The sequence below is a fragment of the Ideonella paludis genome (assembly GCF_018069865.1).
GTDB classification, from domain to species: domain Bacteria; phylum Pseudomonadota; class Gammaproteobacteria; order Burkholderiales; family Burkholderiaceae_C; genus Ideonella; species Ideonella paludis.
On the sequence record NZ_JAGQDG010000004.1, the window covers coordinates 308,338 to 322,811 of the forward strand.

The following is a 14,474-nucleotide window of genomic DNA, read 5'->3' on the forward strand; positions in this document are numbered from 1 at the left end:
GCCGCCGATAAGCGGATCGACGGACTTTAGGAATTTGTCAGCTTGGCGTCATCCGTAATCCCCACACGATGTGGGGTACTCGGCCCACGCTCCCGCGCAGGCCGAGGGCGGCTGCTCAAGCGCTCTTGAGTGCTGCCGTGTCAAAGGGCAGGCTGCGCAAGCGCTTGCCCGTGGCCGCAAAGAGGGCATTGGCCACGGCCGGGGCAATGGGCGGCGTGCCCGGCTCGCCGATGCCGCCCGGTGCCTCGGTGCTGGGCACGATATGCACATCCACCTTGGGCATTTCATTGAAACGCATCAAGGGGTAGTTGTGGAAGTTGCCCTGCTCGACCTGACCGTCTTTGTAGGTGATCTGGCCATAGAGCGCGGCCGTGAGGCCAAACACCACGCTGCCTTCGATCTGGCGGTGAATGATCTCCGGGTTGACCACCTGCCCGCAGTCGACCGCCGCCACCACGCGGTGCACGGTGGGCGTGCCGTCTTTGGCGACCGAGACCTCGGCCACCTCGGCCACGACGGTGCCAAAGCTGGACACCACCGCAATGCCACGATGGCGGCCTGCGGGCAGCGGCTTGCCCCAGCCCGCCTTTTGTGCAGCCAGCTCCAGCACCTTGAGGTGGCGCGGGCTCTTGCCCAGCAAACCACGGCGGAACTCGAACGGGTCTTTGCCCGCCGCATGGGCCAGCTCGTCGATATAGCCTTCCATGAAGAAGCTGTTCTGCGAGTGCCCCACTGAACGCCAGAACCAGACCTGCGGCCCCGGCTCGGCGCGCGCATAGCTGATGCGCTGATGCGGGATGTCGTAGGGGTGGTCCGCAATGCCTTCCACCGCAAAGCTGTCTACACCACTCTCAGGAATCTTCATGAAGCCCGAGGCCGCCATGATGGACGGCGAGGCCACGCTGGCGGTAAACAACACCGGCTTGCCTGCCGCATCCACGCCACCGTTGAAACGAGTGACGGCAGCAGGGCGGAAGTAACCGGCCGCCATGTCGTCCTCACGGGTGTAGATCAGCTTGACGGGCTGGCCCGAGATCTTAGAGAGCAGGGTCGCGTCGATCACAAAGTCGGGTGCAAAGCGGCGGCCGAAGCCCCCGCCCAGCATCATGGTGTTGACCTTGACCTTGCCGGGCTGCACCGACGCCACTTGCGACAGGATGCCCTGCAGCGGGCCTTGGCTTTGGGTGCCGGCCCAGATCTCGACCTCGTCTGCCTTGACCCAGGCCGTGCAGTTCATGGGCTCCATGCAGGCATGGGCCAAGTAAGGCGCCTCATACACCGCCTCGACGCGCTTAGCGGGCTGCTGGGCCGCAGCATCGCCCTCGGTTTTGGCCACCGCGCCCGGCGTGGCCGCTGCCTCGCGCAACTGGGTGCTGATCTTGGCGCTGGAGAGGCCGGCCTTGTCGCCCCAATCCCAGCTCACTTTCAGGGCATCGCGGCCCTTTTTGGCGGCCCAGTAGCCCGTGGCCAGCACCGCCACACCAGAGGGCAAGCTGATGACTTGCTTGACGCCCTTCACGGCCTTGGCTCCAGCGTCGTCCACCGTGCCGGGCTTCACGCCGGGCAGGGGCGAGCGCAGCATCACGGCCACCAGCATGCCGGGTAAGTTCACATCGATGCCGAACTTGGCGCTGCCATCCGTCTTGCCCGGCGTGTCCAGGCGCAGCAGGGGCTGGCCGATCAGCTTGAAGTCTTTGGCGGCCTTGAGCGGCGGGTTGGCGGGCGCGGTTTGCTTGGCAGCCAAGGCCACCAAGTCGCCGTAGCGGGCCGTGCGGCCATCGGTCGCATGGATCACCCGGCCAACCTGGGTGCGGCACTTGTCCGGTGTGGTCTTCCATTGCTCAGCCGCGGCGGCCACCAGCATGGCGCGCGCCGCAGCGCCGGCCTTGCGCACGACTTCCCAATGGCCGCGCACCGTGGTGGAGCCGCCGGTGGCCTGCATCTGAAACGCCGGGTTGGCATAGGCCTTGTCGACGGGGGCTTGCTGCACCCGCACGCGGCGCCAGTCGGCATCCAATTCCTCGGCAATCATCATCGGGATGGCCGTCAGCACGCCCTGGCCCATCTCAGCCGAGCCGCACAGGATGGTGATCTCGCCATCGGGCGTGATGCGCAGCCAGGCGTTGGGGACGAAGTCACTGGCGGCAGTGGCCGCCGCACGGCTGGTGCTGGGCAACGCAAAACTCAAGGTCAGCGCGGTAGCGCCAGAGCCCGCCAAAAAGCCACGGCGCGTGGTGGACAAGGTGTCCTCGGTGGGAGTGGTCTTGCTCATGGTGCTCAGGCTCCTGCCGTCAAGATCACCGACGCGCCTTTGACAGCGTCGCGGATGCGGTTGTAGGTGCCGCAGCGGCACAGATTGCCACTCATGGCCTGGGTGATGTCGGCATCCGTGGGCTTGGCCTTCTTGGCCAACAGCGCGCAAGCACTCATGATCTGGCCCGACTGGCAGTAGCCACACTGCGGCACATCTTGCGCCACCCAAGCGGCCTGCACGGCCTTGCCCACCTTGCTGGCGCCTACCCCTTCAATGGTGGTGACCCGCTTGCCCGCTGCTGCCGACAGCGGGGTCTGGCAAGCGCGCACGGGCTGGCCGTCCAGATGCACCGTACATGCCCCGCACAGGGCCATGCCGCAGCCAAATTTGGTGCCTGTCAGCTGCAAATCCTCTCGCAAGGCCCACAGCAGCGGCATCTCGGGGTCGGCATCCAGGGTCACGGCTTTGCCGTTGACGGTGAGTTTCATCGGGTTCTCCACAAGGGTGACAGAGATGCCGCCTATGTTGCCTCAAACCGAGAAGCCCGTGGATTGAGCGGCCGATGCCCTACCCGCAGGGTGACGCGACCACTGACACCTGCACTTCGCGCTGAAGAAGACAAACCCCGTTAACTTCCAGCGCAACTCCGTTGCAAGCAGACGACGCCCATGCGGTGGATTCACCGCCAGGCACCCGCCTGTCACCGCACGGCCATGACGTGGGGTTACAAAGACGTTTGCCACACCACAGGCTCATGAGGCCAGGGTTGTGTGTCTAGCTGTAACGCAAGTCTTAAGCGTCAGACTTTGTCAGCACCAGCTCGTTTAGACTTTCGCTTGTTGGCTCACCTCTGTAGTTAACTCAGAGTGCCAATAAACCAAAAAGACGACGCCGCAACAAACCTCTTGACACCAAGATGGCGTTGACGGCTGAGAGCAATAAATCGTTGGCCGAGCGCTCATCAGGCTCGGGAGGAAAAAATGAAGAGGCGGACGTTGTTGGAAGGCGCGGGCGCGTTGGCGTTGCCCGCGTCATCGGGTTTGCTATGGCCCAGCGTGGTGCGGGCTGCACCCAAGGTCAGGGTCGGGCTGGCCCTGCCCTTCACCGGGGTGCAAGCCGAGGTGGCTGCGGACCTGCGCTTGGGCTACGAGTTGGCTTTTGCACATGCCGAACAAAGCGGATTAGAGATAGATCCCGTCTGGGAAGACGACAAGGCCAGCGCGGACGAGACCGTTCGCCTGATCGACAAGTTCAGCAAAGATCGCAGCATCATCGCCGCCTCGGGCATTGTGGGCACCCCCCATGCCAAGGCCGCACTGCCGGTGGCCATCAAAGGTGGCCTGCCGGTGGTGGGCTTGCGCTCTGGGGCCGCCGAGTTACGCGACGGCTCACCCTTGGTGTTTCATCTGCGAGCCTCTTTTTCGGATGAGCTGACGCTGATGCTCTCCACGATCAAGGGCGCCGGTCTGGACCGCTTGGCCGTGGTCTATTCGGACGACGCCTTTGGCAAGTCGTCCATGGAGCACGTCAAAGTGGCGGCGGCCAAATTGGGCCTGACCATCGCATCGGCGGTGGCGGCCGAGCGCACGGGCAAAGACGTGATCCAGGCGGTCGACAAGGCGGTGGACATTCAGCACAAAGCAGGTGCACTGCTGATGCTGATGATCGTGGCGCCCATGGTCAAAGGCGTGACGCACGCGCGCACCACCAAGTTCTTCATGAACCCCGTGTTCTGCATGTCTTTTTGCGCGACGCGGCAATTGGCGGACTCCACCGAGAAGAGCCTCGCGGGCCTGGGCCTGGTGTCGGCCTTTCCGCTGCCACGCTCCAGCACCACTGAATTGGCCGGCCGCTTCAGGCGCCTGGCCGAGGCGGCGAAGCGACCTGAGGCGCTGCGCTCGCTCACGGCGTTTGAAGGCTTTATGTACGGCTCGGTACTCAGTGCAGCCCTGAGCAAAGTGCCGGACGGCCAGCGCAGCAGCTTGCAAACTGCACTCAAGAGACCGATCGACCTGGCGGGCGTTCGCGTCGCCTTTGATACGCAAAACGTGGGCTATCACTACTTGCAGGTTGTCCGCAAGAGCGGCTCCGGGGAGATCAAGGCATGAACGTCACACAGGTGATTTATGTGGCGGCCGGCCTTCTACTTCCCCTGTATTACGTTCCCCAAGTTCTGAAATGCTGGCGTGACGACACCCAGCTCGCCGCCTACTCTTTGGGCAAGTCGGGCACGCAATTGCTGCTGCGCACCCTGATGCTGCCCTTTGTCTACGGCGTGGGTGATGCGACCATGAGCTTCATCGTCAGCCTCGATTTTGCCGGCCGGGCGGCTGAGTATGTGGCCGCCGTATTGGCCTTGCGCCGCCAAGCCAGCACCTGGCGTCACATTGCAAAGCGCTCACTGCCCCTCAGAGGCTGGCGTGCTGAGCCCGGCACGCCCACCTGGCAGCGCGAACCCGCGTTTGGCCAGTATGCGATGGAGCCTGGACAGCACGAGGGCTCAGAGCGGCCCGATGGCCGCACGATCAGCAGCCCCGGACGCTGATCCATCAGCCCTGAGAGGCGTCTGACAGAGACCTCAAGGACGACCGGGGCGATCCCCGGCTCCCATCATGATGGCCCCGGCATCGCGGTCAGAATACCGCCATGCATGCTTTCATTGCCTACCCACTGCTGTGCGCTGCCACTCTCACCGCCGGCTTGATCTGGCCGACGCTGAGTGTGCTGTTGTGGCTGGCCGTCCCAGCCTTGGTGCTGGCGGTGATCAGCTCGGTGCACCATGCCGAGGTCATTGCTCACCGAGTGGGAGAGCCCTACGGCACGCTGGTCTTGGCGCTGTCGGTCACCGTGATCGAAGTGGCGCTGGTCCTCTCCATGATGCTGGCGGGGGGCGCTAACGCGGCTACGGTGCCACGCGACACCATCTACGCTGCGGTGATGATCATCTGCAACGGCGTGGTGGGGGTGTGCCTGTTGGCGGGCGGCCTGCGGCACAAAGAGCAGAACTTTCGCATCGAGGGCACCGGCTCGGGCATGGCCGCGCTGGTGGTGATGTCGACTTTGGTCTTGGTGATGCCCAGCCTGACCACCAGTGCGCCGGGAGCCAACTACACGGCCTCACAACTGCTGTTCGTGGCGGCAGGCTCGCTAATCTTGTGGCTGGTGTTTGTCTTCATCCAGACCGTGCGCCACCGCGACTATTTTTTGCCCGCCCAAGATGCGGCGGATGAGGACGTGCATGCGACACCGCCGACAGCCCACCAAGCAGTGGGCAGCTTTGCGCTCCTGATCGTGGCCCTGGTCTCCGTGGTGGGCTTGGCCAAATTGCTATCCCCGACCTTGGAGGCGCTGGTGCGCCAATGGCAGGCCCCGACTGCCGTGGTGGGCACCTTGATTGCCATCATCGTCTTAGCCCCGGAAACCTGGGCTGCCATCCGGGCTGCCCGGGCCAACCGCCTTCAGACCAGCATGAACCTGGCCATTGGGTCGGCTCTCGCCTCCATCGGCCTGACCATCCCTCTGGTGGTGCTGGCATCCATTTGGCTCGATCTGCCACTGACCCTGGGCTTGGTGCCCAAGGACATGGCACTCTTGGTACTGACCTTTATCGTCGGCGCCATCACCTTGGGTTCAGGCCGCACCAACCTGATGCAAGGGGCGATCCACCTGGTGGTGTTCGCGGCGTTTTTGTTTTTGACGTTTGTGCCTTGAGGCCGCACAACCAATGAAAGCAACGGTCGTCGCCCAAGGACTTACGCTCGCAAGTAGCGTGCAAAGTTATCCAGGATGGACTGCCACCCCTCGCGCTGTTGCTCCTCGGAATGAGTCGTTTCAGGGTCAAAGCTGACGGTCACGGTGACGCCCTCTGGGCCCTGGTCGAACACAACGGTGGCGCTTCGGTCGCCAAATGCATAGTCAATGCGCCGATGCGTCTCCACTCGCGTGTATTCGCCCTCAAAGTCGAAGCCAAAGGAACCATCCTTGGCCTCCATTCGAGAGCAAAACTTGCCGCCGGGCCGCAGGTCAACCGTGGCCTTTGTGGTGTGCCAATCCGGTGAGGCAGTGTTCCAACACATGATGTCTTCTGGGGTGGTGTAGGCACGCCAGACTTCCGGCAGTGGCGCGGCGACAGTGGTGGAAACAGTGATCCTCATAGACGCTTCTCCAAGCAAGGGCAACATGAAGTGCCGGCAGTCTGCACGGCGGTCGCAAAGACTATAGCGGGCGTCTTCCTCCGTATGGGCTGCGGAGGCCGTGAGAAACTCGCGCAATGAAGCGCCCTCACCTCCGCTCTGCTCCTTCCGCCTCACGCCCATGACCCATCGCGGCCCCACCACCGTTACAGACCGGCATTTGTTCAATGCGGTGATTGACGCGCGCTCGCCCCTGGAGTTTGCTGAAGACCACCTGCCCGGTGCCATGAACTTGCCGGTGCTGGACGACGAAGAGCGCCGCATCGTGGGCACGCTCTACAAGCAGCACGGTGCGTTTGAGGCGCGCCGCTTGGGCGGCGGCATGGTGGCAGCCAACCTGGGCCGCCATTTGCGGCAGAGCCTGGCAGGCATGCCGAGTAGCTGGAAGCCGCTGGTGTACTGCTGGCGCGGCGGCATGCGCAGCGGCTCCATGGTGACCTGGCTGCGCATGGTGGGCTGGGATGCCCAACAACTGCAAGGCGGCTACAAGCGCTGGCGCCAGCATGTGATCGAAACCATTGCGCGCATCGCCCCGCAGTTACCGCTGCAGGTGCTGTGCGGCCCCACCGGCAGCGCCAAAACTCGGGTGCTGCATGCACTCTCGGCTCAAGGCGCGCAGGTCATCGACCTGGAAGGCTTGGCGCGGCACAAAGGCTCGCTGCTGGGCCACTGGCCCGGCCAGGCCCAGCCCAGCCAGAAGGCGTTTGAGACGCATTTGGCCACGGTGCTGGAAGGACTGGACTTAAACCGCCCGGTGTTCATAGAGGCGGAGAGTCGCAAGATTGGGCAGATCGCGCTGCCCACGCCCTTGGTCGAGCGCCTGCGCGCCGCGCCTTGCCTGGAGATCTGCGCCAGTGTGGAGACTCGCCTGGCCTATCTGCTGCGCGACTACGCCTACCTGGGGGATGACCCCGCTGCGCTGGCCCGCCGCTTGTCTGTCCTGCGCGAGGCCCACGGCGGGCAGGTGGTGGCCCAATGGCAAGCCTGGGCCCATGAACAAGCCCTGGCACCCTTGTTTGAAGCGCTGGCCACCCAACACTATGACCCGCTGTACGCCCGCTCGCAGAGTGGCAACTTCAAGCGATGGGCGGAGCGGCGGCCGATCGCTGCAGCACGTCTGGATGATGGCGGGATCGAAGACGTGGCCCATGCGGTCTTAGGGACTGTCGCGCAGCCCCCCTTGATTCGCCCCACTTAAGCGCCACAATCCAGCGTACAGCCCAACCGGGCTGCAGGCAGCCCCACCACCAGGAGGAATCATGGGCAAGGAACAACGCAGCAGCAAAGAAGCCAAGAAGCCCAAAAAGGAAAGCGGCCCGGCCAAGCCCATTGGCTCAGACCGCCCCGTCGCGCCTGTCACCGTGGTGCCGGTGCGTGGCAAGCTGAAGAACAAGTGATGCGCAAGCTCCTCTCCCTGGCTGCGCTGGCAGCTTGCAGTCTGGTCGGGCTCAACACGGCCTACGCAGAAAGCATTGGCGAGGTGGACACGGTCTTCAAGTTCATCGGCCCCGACCACAAAATCGTGGTCGAGGCCTATGACGACCCCAAGGTCTCTGGCGTGGCCTGCTATGTCTCGCGCGCCAAGACCGGCGGCATCAAGGGCGCATTGGGCTTGGCCGAAGATAAGTCAGAAGCCTCCATCGCCTGCCGCCAAGTCGGCCCCATCTCTTTTGCCAAGCCCCTGCCGCAGCAAGAAGAGGTGTTCAACGAGCGCATCTCGCTGGTCTTCAAAAAGCTGCGCATCGTGCGCATGGTGGACACCCAGCGCAATGCCTTGGTCTACCTCACCTACTCCGACCGCGTGATTGAAGGCTCGCCGCAAAACAGCGTCACCGCCGTGGCGGTGGAGCGCAGCACGCCCATTCCTGTCAAGTAAGCCCGGCGCACCGAGCGCCGAATGTCTATGTTGCATCACTCCACTCCCCTGGCCCTGGCTTTGACGCTGGCCTGGGCTCAAGCCGCCCTGGCTGCGACACCCGCCGTGCAAGGCCCTGAAAGCGTGAAGGACTGGGTCACCCAGGGCCAGCAGTTCATCGCCCAAGGCAAGGCGCTCAAGCCCATCGCGACACCGGCCAAGAACGTCATCTTGTTTGTGGGTGATGGCATGGGCATCTCCACGCTCACGGCCGCGCGCATTCTGGAAGGCCAGTTGCAGGGCAAGCCCGGCGAAGAGAACCGCCTGTCCTTCGAGACTTTTCCCTACCTGGGTCTGTCCAAGACCTACTCCTGGGACCAGCAAACCTCAGACTCTGCCCCCACCATGGCCGCCATGGTCACGGGCGTGAAAACTCGCGAGGGCATGCTCTCCGTCACCCATGAAACCGCCCGCGGCGAATGCAATGCCGCGCGGCTGGCGCAAACCACCGTACCCACCTTGCTGGAGCTGGCGGCCGCCAAGGGCAAGGCCACCGGCATCGTCAGCACGGCGCGCATCACCCACGCCACGCCGGCGGCCAACTACGCCCACACGCCCATGCGGGATTGGGAGTCCGACGCCAACTTGCCGGCGGGCTGCGAGGTCAAGGACATCGCCCGCCAGTTGATTGAAGTCTCGCCCACCGTGCGCCAAAGCCTGCGCGTGGTGCTGGGTGGTGGGCGCACCAACTTCTTGCCCAAAACCAATGCCAGCGGCCCGGTGCAAGACCCGGAATATCCCAAGCTGCAAGGCCGCCGCCTGGACGGCCGAGACCTGACGCAAGAGTGGCTGGCCAGCCGGGGAAAGCAAGCACGATTTGTCTGGAATAAAGCGCAATTTGAGTCCATCACTGCAGCCGGCAAGACGCAAGACGACCCCTTCGTGCTGGGTCTGTTTGAGCCCTCGCACTTGCAATATGAAGCCGACCGCGCCCAAGACCCTGCAGGCGAGCCATCGCTCACGGAAATGACGCGCAAGGCCATCGAGTTGCTGGCGCGCCAACCCAAGGGCTACTTCTTGCAGATCGAGGCCGGCCGCATCGACCATGCCCACCATGCCGGCAATGCAGCGCGCGCCCTGCGCGACACCATCGAGCTCTCCAACGCCGTGCGGGCTGCCATGGCACTGACCAAAGAGAGCGAGACGCTGATCATCGTCACCGCCGACCATAGCCACACCTTCACCGTGGCAGGCTATCCGCACCGAGGCAATGACATCTTGGGCTTGGTGCGCGATGTCCCCGAGGTCGACGGCCAAGCCCCGGCCCTGTCCAAAGACGCCAACGGCCTGCCCTACACCACCCTGGGCTATGCCAACGGCCCCGGCGCCCGCAAAGGCGGCCGCCCCGACCTGACCGGGGTGAACACGGCTGACCTGAACTTCTTGCAAGAGGCCACCGTGCCCCTGAGCTCTGAAACCCACGGTGGCGAAGAAGTGGCCGTCTACGCCCGAGGCCCGCGCGCCCACTTTGTGCGCGGCTCCATGGAGCAGCACTGGATCTTCCACGTCATGCGCCATGCCTTTGGCTTCTGACCGAGGCTTTCGGGCGGAGGTGTGGGCAGTGGCCGCAGCCGCTGCCCGGCGAGACGCCTCATCGCCAAGGCCGGCTTTGCGGCGCCGCACTCTCCTGGGCGGGCTGCTCGCCGTCGGCCTCTTGCCCGCAGCGGGCGCTTTGGCTGCCGCCCCGGCTTTGCCGACGGCTGCCCCTGCGTCCAGCCCCCCCCATTGGATGCAAGGCGCTCCGCAGCCCCTGGCAGCCCACTTCCAAGTGCGCCAAGTCCCCAGCGGGCCGGTGCAAGACTGGTACTTCTATCGCCAGGCCGACAGCGTCCACCTCATCAAGCCGCAGCACGAAGAAGTCTGGCGCTTGAGCCCCCAAGGCCAAGTCAGCTTTGAGCGCTTTTTCTTGGCCGACCGCCGCAGTGTGCACTACAGCCCCGGCGAGCTGCTGACCCTGGGCCTGCGGCCGCATTGGCCCGCCCTGCAGCGCTTTGCCGACCTAGCTGCTTGGGCATCATCGCCCGACAGCACCGCCGGCCAGTGGCGGCTGACCCTGGGCGGCGGCACCTCAGGCGGCCCTGCCCAAGAAGCACTCTGGAGCGAGGCCCTGCAACTGCCGCTCAGGATCACCCGCCGAAGCAGCCATGGAGCCTCAGGCCCATCAGGCGCGCTGGAATGGCGGCTCATCAGCCATCACCCCGCCCCGCTGGCCACATGGCCCCTGCCGAATGGCGCTGGGCGCAGCCTCGAACAAGTCGATGCCGCCGACCTGGGTGACCTGCTCGACAAAGACTTTGCCGCCAAGGCCGAGCGCCTGGATGTGATGAACGGCTGGCGGGCGGCGCATGAGCATTGAGCTGAGCTTCATGCACACAAAGGCCTCTCAAGAGACTTCACGCTCCAGTGGCCTCTGAAGCCACCACCCTCCAGATCTTTCGCCTTGCTGGAAAAGCGCATGTCCCTCATCGTTCACCACCTGAACCACTCCCGCTCGCAACGCCTGCTGTGGCTGCTCGAAGAGCTGGAGCTGCCCTACGAGATCCGCTTCTACCAGCGCAACAAAGCCACCATGCTGGCCCCGCCCGAGCTCAAGGCGGTGCATCCGCTGGGCAAGTCGCCCGTGCTGGAGGACGGCCCGCTCAAGCTGGTGGAAACCGGCGCCATCTGTGAATACTTGGTGGAGAAAACCGGGCGCCTCGGCCCCACTGACCCTGATGAAGGCCTGCGCCACTACCGCCAGTTTCTGCACTACGCCGAAGGCTCCGTCATGCCCACGCTGTTGCTGATGCTGGCCATGAGCAAAGTGCCGCTGATCGGCGGGATCGCGGTGAAGAAGGTACAGCCCATGGTGGACGTCCACCTGGACTACGTGGAGCAAGTGCTGGCCTCGCGCCCCTGGTTCGCAGGCCATGCCCTGACCGCCGCCGACATCATGATGAGCTTCCCGCTCGAAGCTGCGGTTTCACGCGCAGGCCTCGGCACCTCGCGCCCGGCCACCATGGCCTGGCTCCAAAAGATCCACGCCCGCCCGGCCTACCAAGCCGCACTCCAAAAGGGTGGCGATTACGCCTACGCTTGAGTCGCCCCTCAACCCCACAGCCCGCCCACTCGCTTCTGGTACTCCTCAGCTCAACACCGCAAAGTCCGTGTTGCGCTTGGCCAAATAGCTCTCCACATCCACCGTGTCGATCAGTTCAGGCTTCATGAACTGGGCGGCGTAGAGGCGGTAGACGCCGGAGCGCAGGAAGAGCTCGAAGACGTCGGGGTCGATGTGGCCGTCGCGCTTCATGAAGGAGAGGATGCGGATGGCCTCGGACAGCTTTTTGCCCTCTTTGTAGGGGCGGTCCACGGCGGTCAGGGCTTCGAAGACATCGGCCAGCGCCATCATGCGGGCCACGGGGCTCATCTCGGGGCCTTTGAGGCCGCGTGGGTAGCCGGTGCCGTCCATTTTTTCGTGGTGGCTGCCGGCGATCTCAGGCACCTGTTGCAAGTGCTTGGGGAACGGCAGTTGCGAGAGCATCACGATGGTCTGCGCGATGTGGTCGTTGATCTTGAAGCGCTCTTCGGGCGTGAGCGTGCCGCGCGGCACGCTGAGGTTGGCCAGCTCGCCTCGGTTGTATTGCCACTCCGGTGCGGCCATGGTGAAGCCCCAGCGGTTGCCGGGGGCGGTGACCGGCGGTGTGTCATGCGGGATCAGGTGCTCGGGCTTGTCAGCCAGCAGGGGCTCGGCCACGGGCAAGGTGGGCGCGGGCTGGGCCGCCGCCTTGCGCTGGCGCTCTTCGCGGGAGATGCCGATGCGGTCGTCCAGCGTGCGCATCCAGGTGCGGCTGCCGATCTCACGCAGGCGGGCCGCGCGCTCGGGCGAGACAAACTCTTCGCCTTCGTTGCACATGGCCACGTAACGGAATTCATGATCCAACTCGGCCAGCTCATGCATCAAGCGGGCGTGGGCCACGCTGCTGACCTCGCCCGCCACCACCGACTTCCACATGCGGATTTCGGCGTCGCGCTTAAGCACCTCAAAGCGCATGCGAATCTCATGGATGCGGTCGTACAGGGTTTCAAGCTTGGTGGCCTTGTCCACCACAAACTCGGGCGTGGTCATCTTGCCGCAGTCGTGCAGCCAGGCGCCCACATGCACGGCCTCCCAGTCTTGGGGCTTGAGTTGGAAGTCGGCAAAGGCACCGTCTTGGTCTTCACAGGCCGCGCGGGCCAGCATTTTGGTCAGTTCAGGCACACGAGCGCAGTGGCCGCCGGTGTAGGGGCTCTTGGCGTCGATGGCTGAGGCGATCATGCGGATGAAGGACTCGAACAACTCCTTTTGCGCACGGATCAGCTCGCGCGTCTCCAGCGACACCGCCGCCGTGCCCGACAGCGCGCTGACAAAGCTCAGCATGGCCTGGTCGCTGCGGCGCACGTCCATCAGCAGCAAGGCGCCCACCAATTGATGTTGGCGGTTGAAGAGCGGTACCGCCACGGCGTCGTGGTCGGCGTCGCCGCGCCGCTGGGGCAGCACGGCGCCCAGCACACGCCGCAGCTCGTCGGCGCTCACCTGCCCAGCCAGGGCGCCCGCCCCGGGCCGAGCCACGGCCTCTCGCAGCACCTGCGGCCAGGCCTCGGGCGGCAAGGCTTGGGGGTCAGCCACGGTTTGGGTCTCGGCCAAGTGGGCCGCCACCACCAGCTCCAGCGTGCGGCCTTGGCCATCGGCCAGGAAGAGCAAGCCGCCGGCAGCCTCGCCGGCGTCAATCATCTCGTTGAGCAGACGGGGCATCAGCCGGTCAAAGTTTTCTTCCGAGGCCACGGCCGTGCTGATGTCCAGAAAGCGGCGGATGGTGCGTTTCATGCTTTGCATGGCGCGCGCCAAATCGTCGACCTCTTTGACCACCGAATGCACATCCACGGGCGTGCTGACATCAAACTGCTCCACCGCTCGGGCGTGGCGCGCCAGCTGCTGCACGGGCCGCGAGATCTGCCGCGCCATCCACCAGCCTGCAGGCAGGGCTAGCAACAAGGTCGCGATGATGGCCAGCAGCAGCTCGTCGCGCAGGGCTCGGGCGCCGGCCAACAGCTCGTCTTCGGGCACCGCAAAGGCCAGGACCACCGTCTGCTGCGCTTGCTCTTGCAGCGGCATCACCACGACTTGCCAGCGACCGGTGTCGGTATGCACGGCTTGCGGCTGGCTATCGCGGGGCAGGGGCGCAGCGGCCAAGCTGGAGAGTGCCGGCAGCGCCAAATCAGCCAAGGTTGCCAGGCGCGGCTTGCCCTGGGCGTCCGTGGGCACAGGCAGGGGCGTTGCGCTGGCACTGGCCAGCACCCGGCGCTGGCTGTCCATCAGCACCATCTGCGTATGGGGCGTGAGCTTTTGGCGGCGCAGCACGTCGGACAAGGTGTCCAGCTCAATGTCAATGCCCACCACCACGCCCTCTACCGCGGTGCGCTGGGCCAGGGTCAGGCCCTGTTTGCGGTTGGTGAAAAACACATAGGGCTCGGTGCGCACCACGCCGCTGTGCGTCATGGCCCGGGTGTACCAGTCGCGCTCGCGCGCGTCGTAGCGGGTGTAGTCGGGCCGGATCTCGCGCTGCAGCTCTTGCTGCTGGGCGTTCAAGAACACAAAGGTGCCCACGTCGCGCTCGGCGTCGCGCTCAATGCTTTGCACCGCAAAGCGGGTGCCCGCCGGAGCCTTGAGAACCGCGGCCTCGTCGGCCGAGCGCACATTGCGCACCAGCAAAAAATCGCCGTTGGCATAGGCCACATACAGCGAGGTGGCGGCCGGGGCCGAGGCCAAGGTCTGCAAGGCCAAGGGCAGATGCGACAGACGGTCTTCTAGCGATCCCGCACGCAGCACGGCCTGCTGAGACAACAGCGCCACGGCAGACTCCGCAGGGGTGAGCAATTGCTGCCATTCGCTGCGAGCCTCGCGCACCACGCGCAGGCTGACATCTTGAGCCGCGGTCTCAATGATGCTGGCGCTGCGGCTGGTCGCCAGCCAAGCCAGCGTGCCGCCCACCAAAGCCAGCAAGGCCACAAACAAGGTGGTCAGATGAAGGTGCAGAGAGAAACGGCGGCGGGGCGCGGAGTGCATAGTGACGTACTGCTCAAAAACTAGCGGCCT

At 64.8% G+C, this 14,474-nt stretch carries 13 protein-coding genes; 9 read left to right on the top strand and 4 right to left on the bottom strand.

The window, feature by feature from the left end; translation table 11 throughout:
- Window positions 1-115 precede the first annotated feature (115 nt).
- Entirely contained in the window at window positions 116-2,272 is a 2,157-nt protein-coding gene (locus KAK11_RS11845) for a xanthine dehydrogenase family protein molybdopterin-binding subunit (protein ID WP_210809331.1), read from the bottom strand.
- 5 nt (window positions 2,273-2,277) lie between these two features.
- On the bottom strand, window positions 2,278-2,742 hold the full coding sequence (locus KAK11_RS11850) for a (2Fe-2S)-binding protein (protein WP_210809332.1): 465 nt from the start codon (window positions 2,740-2,742) through the stop codon (window positions 2,278-2,280).
- Between the two features lie 492 nt (window positions 2,743-3,234).
- Between KAK11_RS11850 and KAK11_RS11855 the strand changes: the two genes are divergently transcribed.
- The 3 genes from KAK11_RS11855 (at window position 3,235) to KAK11_RS11865 (ending at window position 5,965) form a co-directional block, all read left to right on the top strand.
- Window positions 3,235-4,362, top strand: a complete 1,128-nt coding sequence (locus KAK11_RS11855; RefSeq protein ID WP_210809333.1) for an ABC transporter substrate-binding protein — start codon at window positions 3,235-3,237, stop codon at window positions 4,360-4,362.
- Window positions 4,359-4,799 carry a hypothetical protein gene (locus tag KAK11_RS11860; protein WP_210809334.1) on the top strand — a complete coding sequence of 147 codons (441 nt, stop codon included), beginning with the start codon at window positions 4,359-4,361 and terminating at the stop codon, window positions 4,797-4,799. The genes KAK11_RS11855 and KAK11_RS11860 overlap by 4 nt, the downstream gene beginning before the upstream one ends.
- A gap of 101 nt (window positions 4,800-4,900) precedes the next feature.
- Entirely contained in the window at window positions 4,901-5,965 is a 1,065-nt protein-coding gene (locus tag KAK11_RS11865; protein ID WP_210809335.1) for a calcium:cation antiporter, read from the top strand.
- A gap of 41 nt (window positions 5,966-6,006) precedes the next feature.
- On the opposite strand, the gene KAK11_RS11870 is transcribed toward KAK11_RS11865, so the two are convergent.
- Window positions 6,007-6,408, bottom strand: coding sequence for an SRPBCC family protein (locus KAK11_RS11870; RefSeq protein ID WP_210809336.1), 402 nt, complete (start codon window positions 6,406-6,408; stop codon window positions 6,007-6,009).
- 160 nt (window positions 6,409-6,568) lie between these two features.
- Between KAK11_RS11870 and mnmH the strand changes: the two genes are divergently transcribed.
- The 6 genes from mnmH (at window position 6,569) to KAK11_RS11900 (ending at window position 11,441) form a co-directional block, all read left to right on the top strand.
- The gene (gene mnmH, locus KAK11_RS11875; protein WP_210809337.1) at window positions 6,569-7,645 is read left to right on the top strand and encodes a tRNA 2-selenouridine(34) synthase MnmH; all 1,077 of its coding nucleotides are present in this window, start codon (window positions 6,569-6,571) and stop codon (window positions 7,643-7,645) included.
- Window positions 7,646-7,706: 61 nt separating this feature from the next.
- Window positions 7,707-7,844 (top strand): hypothetical protein, encoded by a 138-nt coding sequence (locus tag KAK11_RS11880; protein WP_210809338.1) that lies wholly within the window; start codon window positions 7,707-7,709, stop codon window positions 7,842-7,844.
- Window positions 7,844-8,323 carry a CreA family protein gene (locus tag KAK11_RS11885; RefSeq protein ID WP_210809339.1) on the top strand — a complete coding sequence of 160 codons (480 nt, stop codon included), beginning with the start codon at window positions 7,844-7,846 and terminating at the stop codon, window positions 8,321-8,323. Before KAK11_RS11880 ends, KAK11_RS11885 begins: the two co-directional genes overlap by 1 nt.
- Before the next feature lie 21 nt (window positions 8,324-8,344).
- Window positions 8,345-9,895 (top strand): alkaline phosphatase, encoded by a 1,551-nt coding sequence (locus KAK11_RS11890; protein ID WP_210809340.1) that lies wholly within the window; start codon window positions 8,345-8,347, stop codon window positions 9,893-9,895.
- Window positions 9,879-10,718 (top strand): hypothetical protein, encoded by an 840-nt coding sequence (locus KAK11_RS11895; RefSeq protein ID WP_210809341.1) that lies wholly within the window; start codon window positions 9,879-9,881, stop codon window positions 10,716-10,718. The genes KAK11_RS11890 and KAK11_RS11895 overlap by 17 nt, the downstream gene beginning before the upstream one ends.
- 99 nt (window positions 10,719-10,817) lie before the next feature.
- Window positions 10,818-11,441: a glutathione S-transferase family protein gene (locus KAK11_RS11900; RefSeq protein WP_210809342.1), complete on the top strand. Its 624-nt coding sequence runs from the start codon at window positions 10,818-10,820 to the stop codon at window positions 11,439-11,441.
- 45 nt (window positions 11,442-11,486) lie between these two features.
- Here the strand turns inward: KAK11_RS11900 and KAK11_RS11905 are convergent, their stop codons facing one another.
- Window positions 11,487-14,444 (bottom strand): HD domain-containing phosphohydrolase, encoded by a 2,958-nt coding sequence (locus tag KAK11_RS11905; protein WP_210809343.1) that lies wholly within the window; start codon window positions 14,442-14,444, stop codon window positions 11,487-11,489.
- Between the last annotated feature and the right edge of the window lie 30 nt (window positions 14,445-14,474).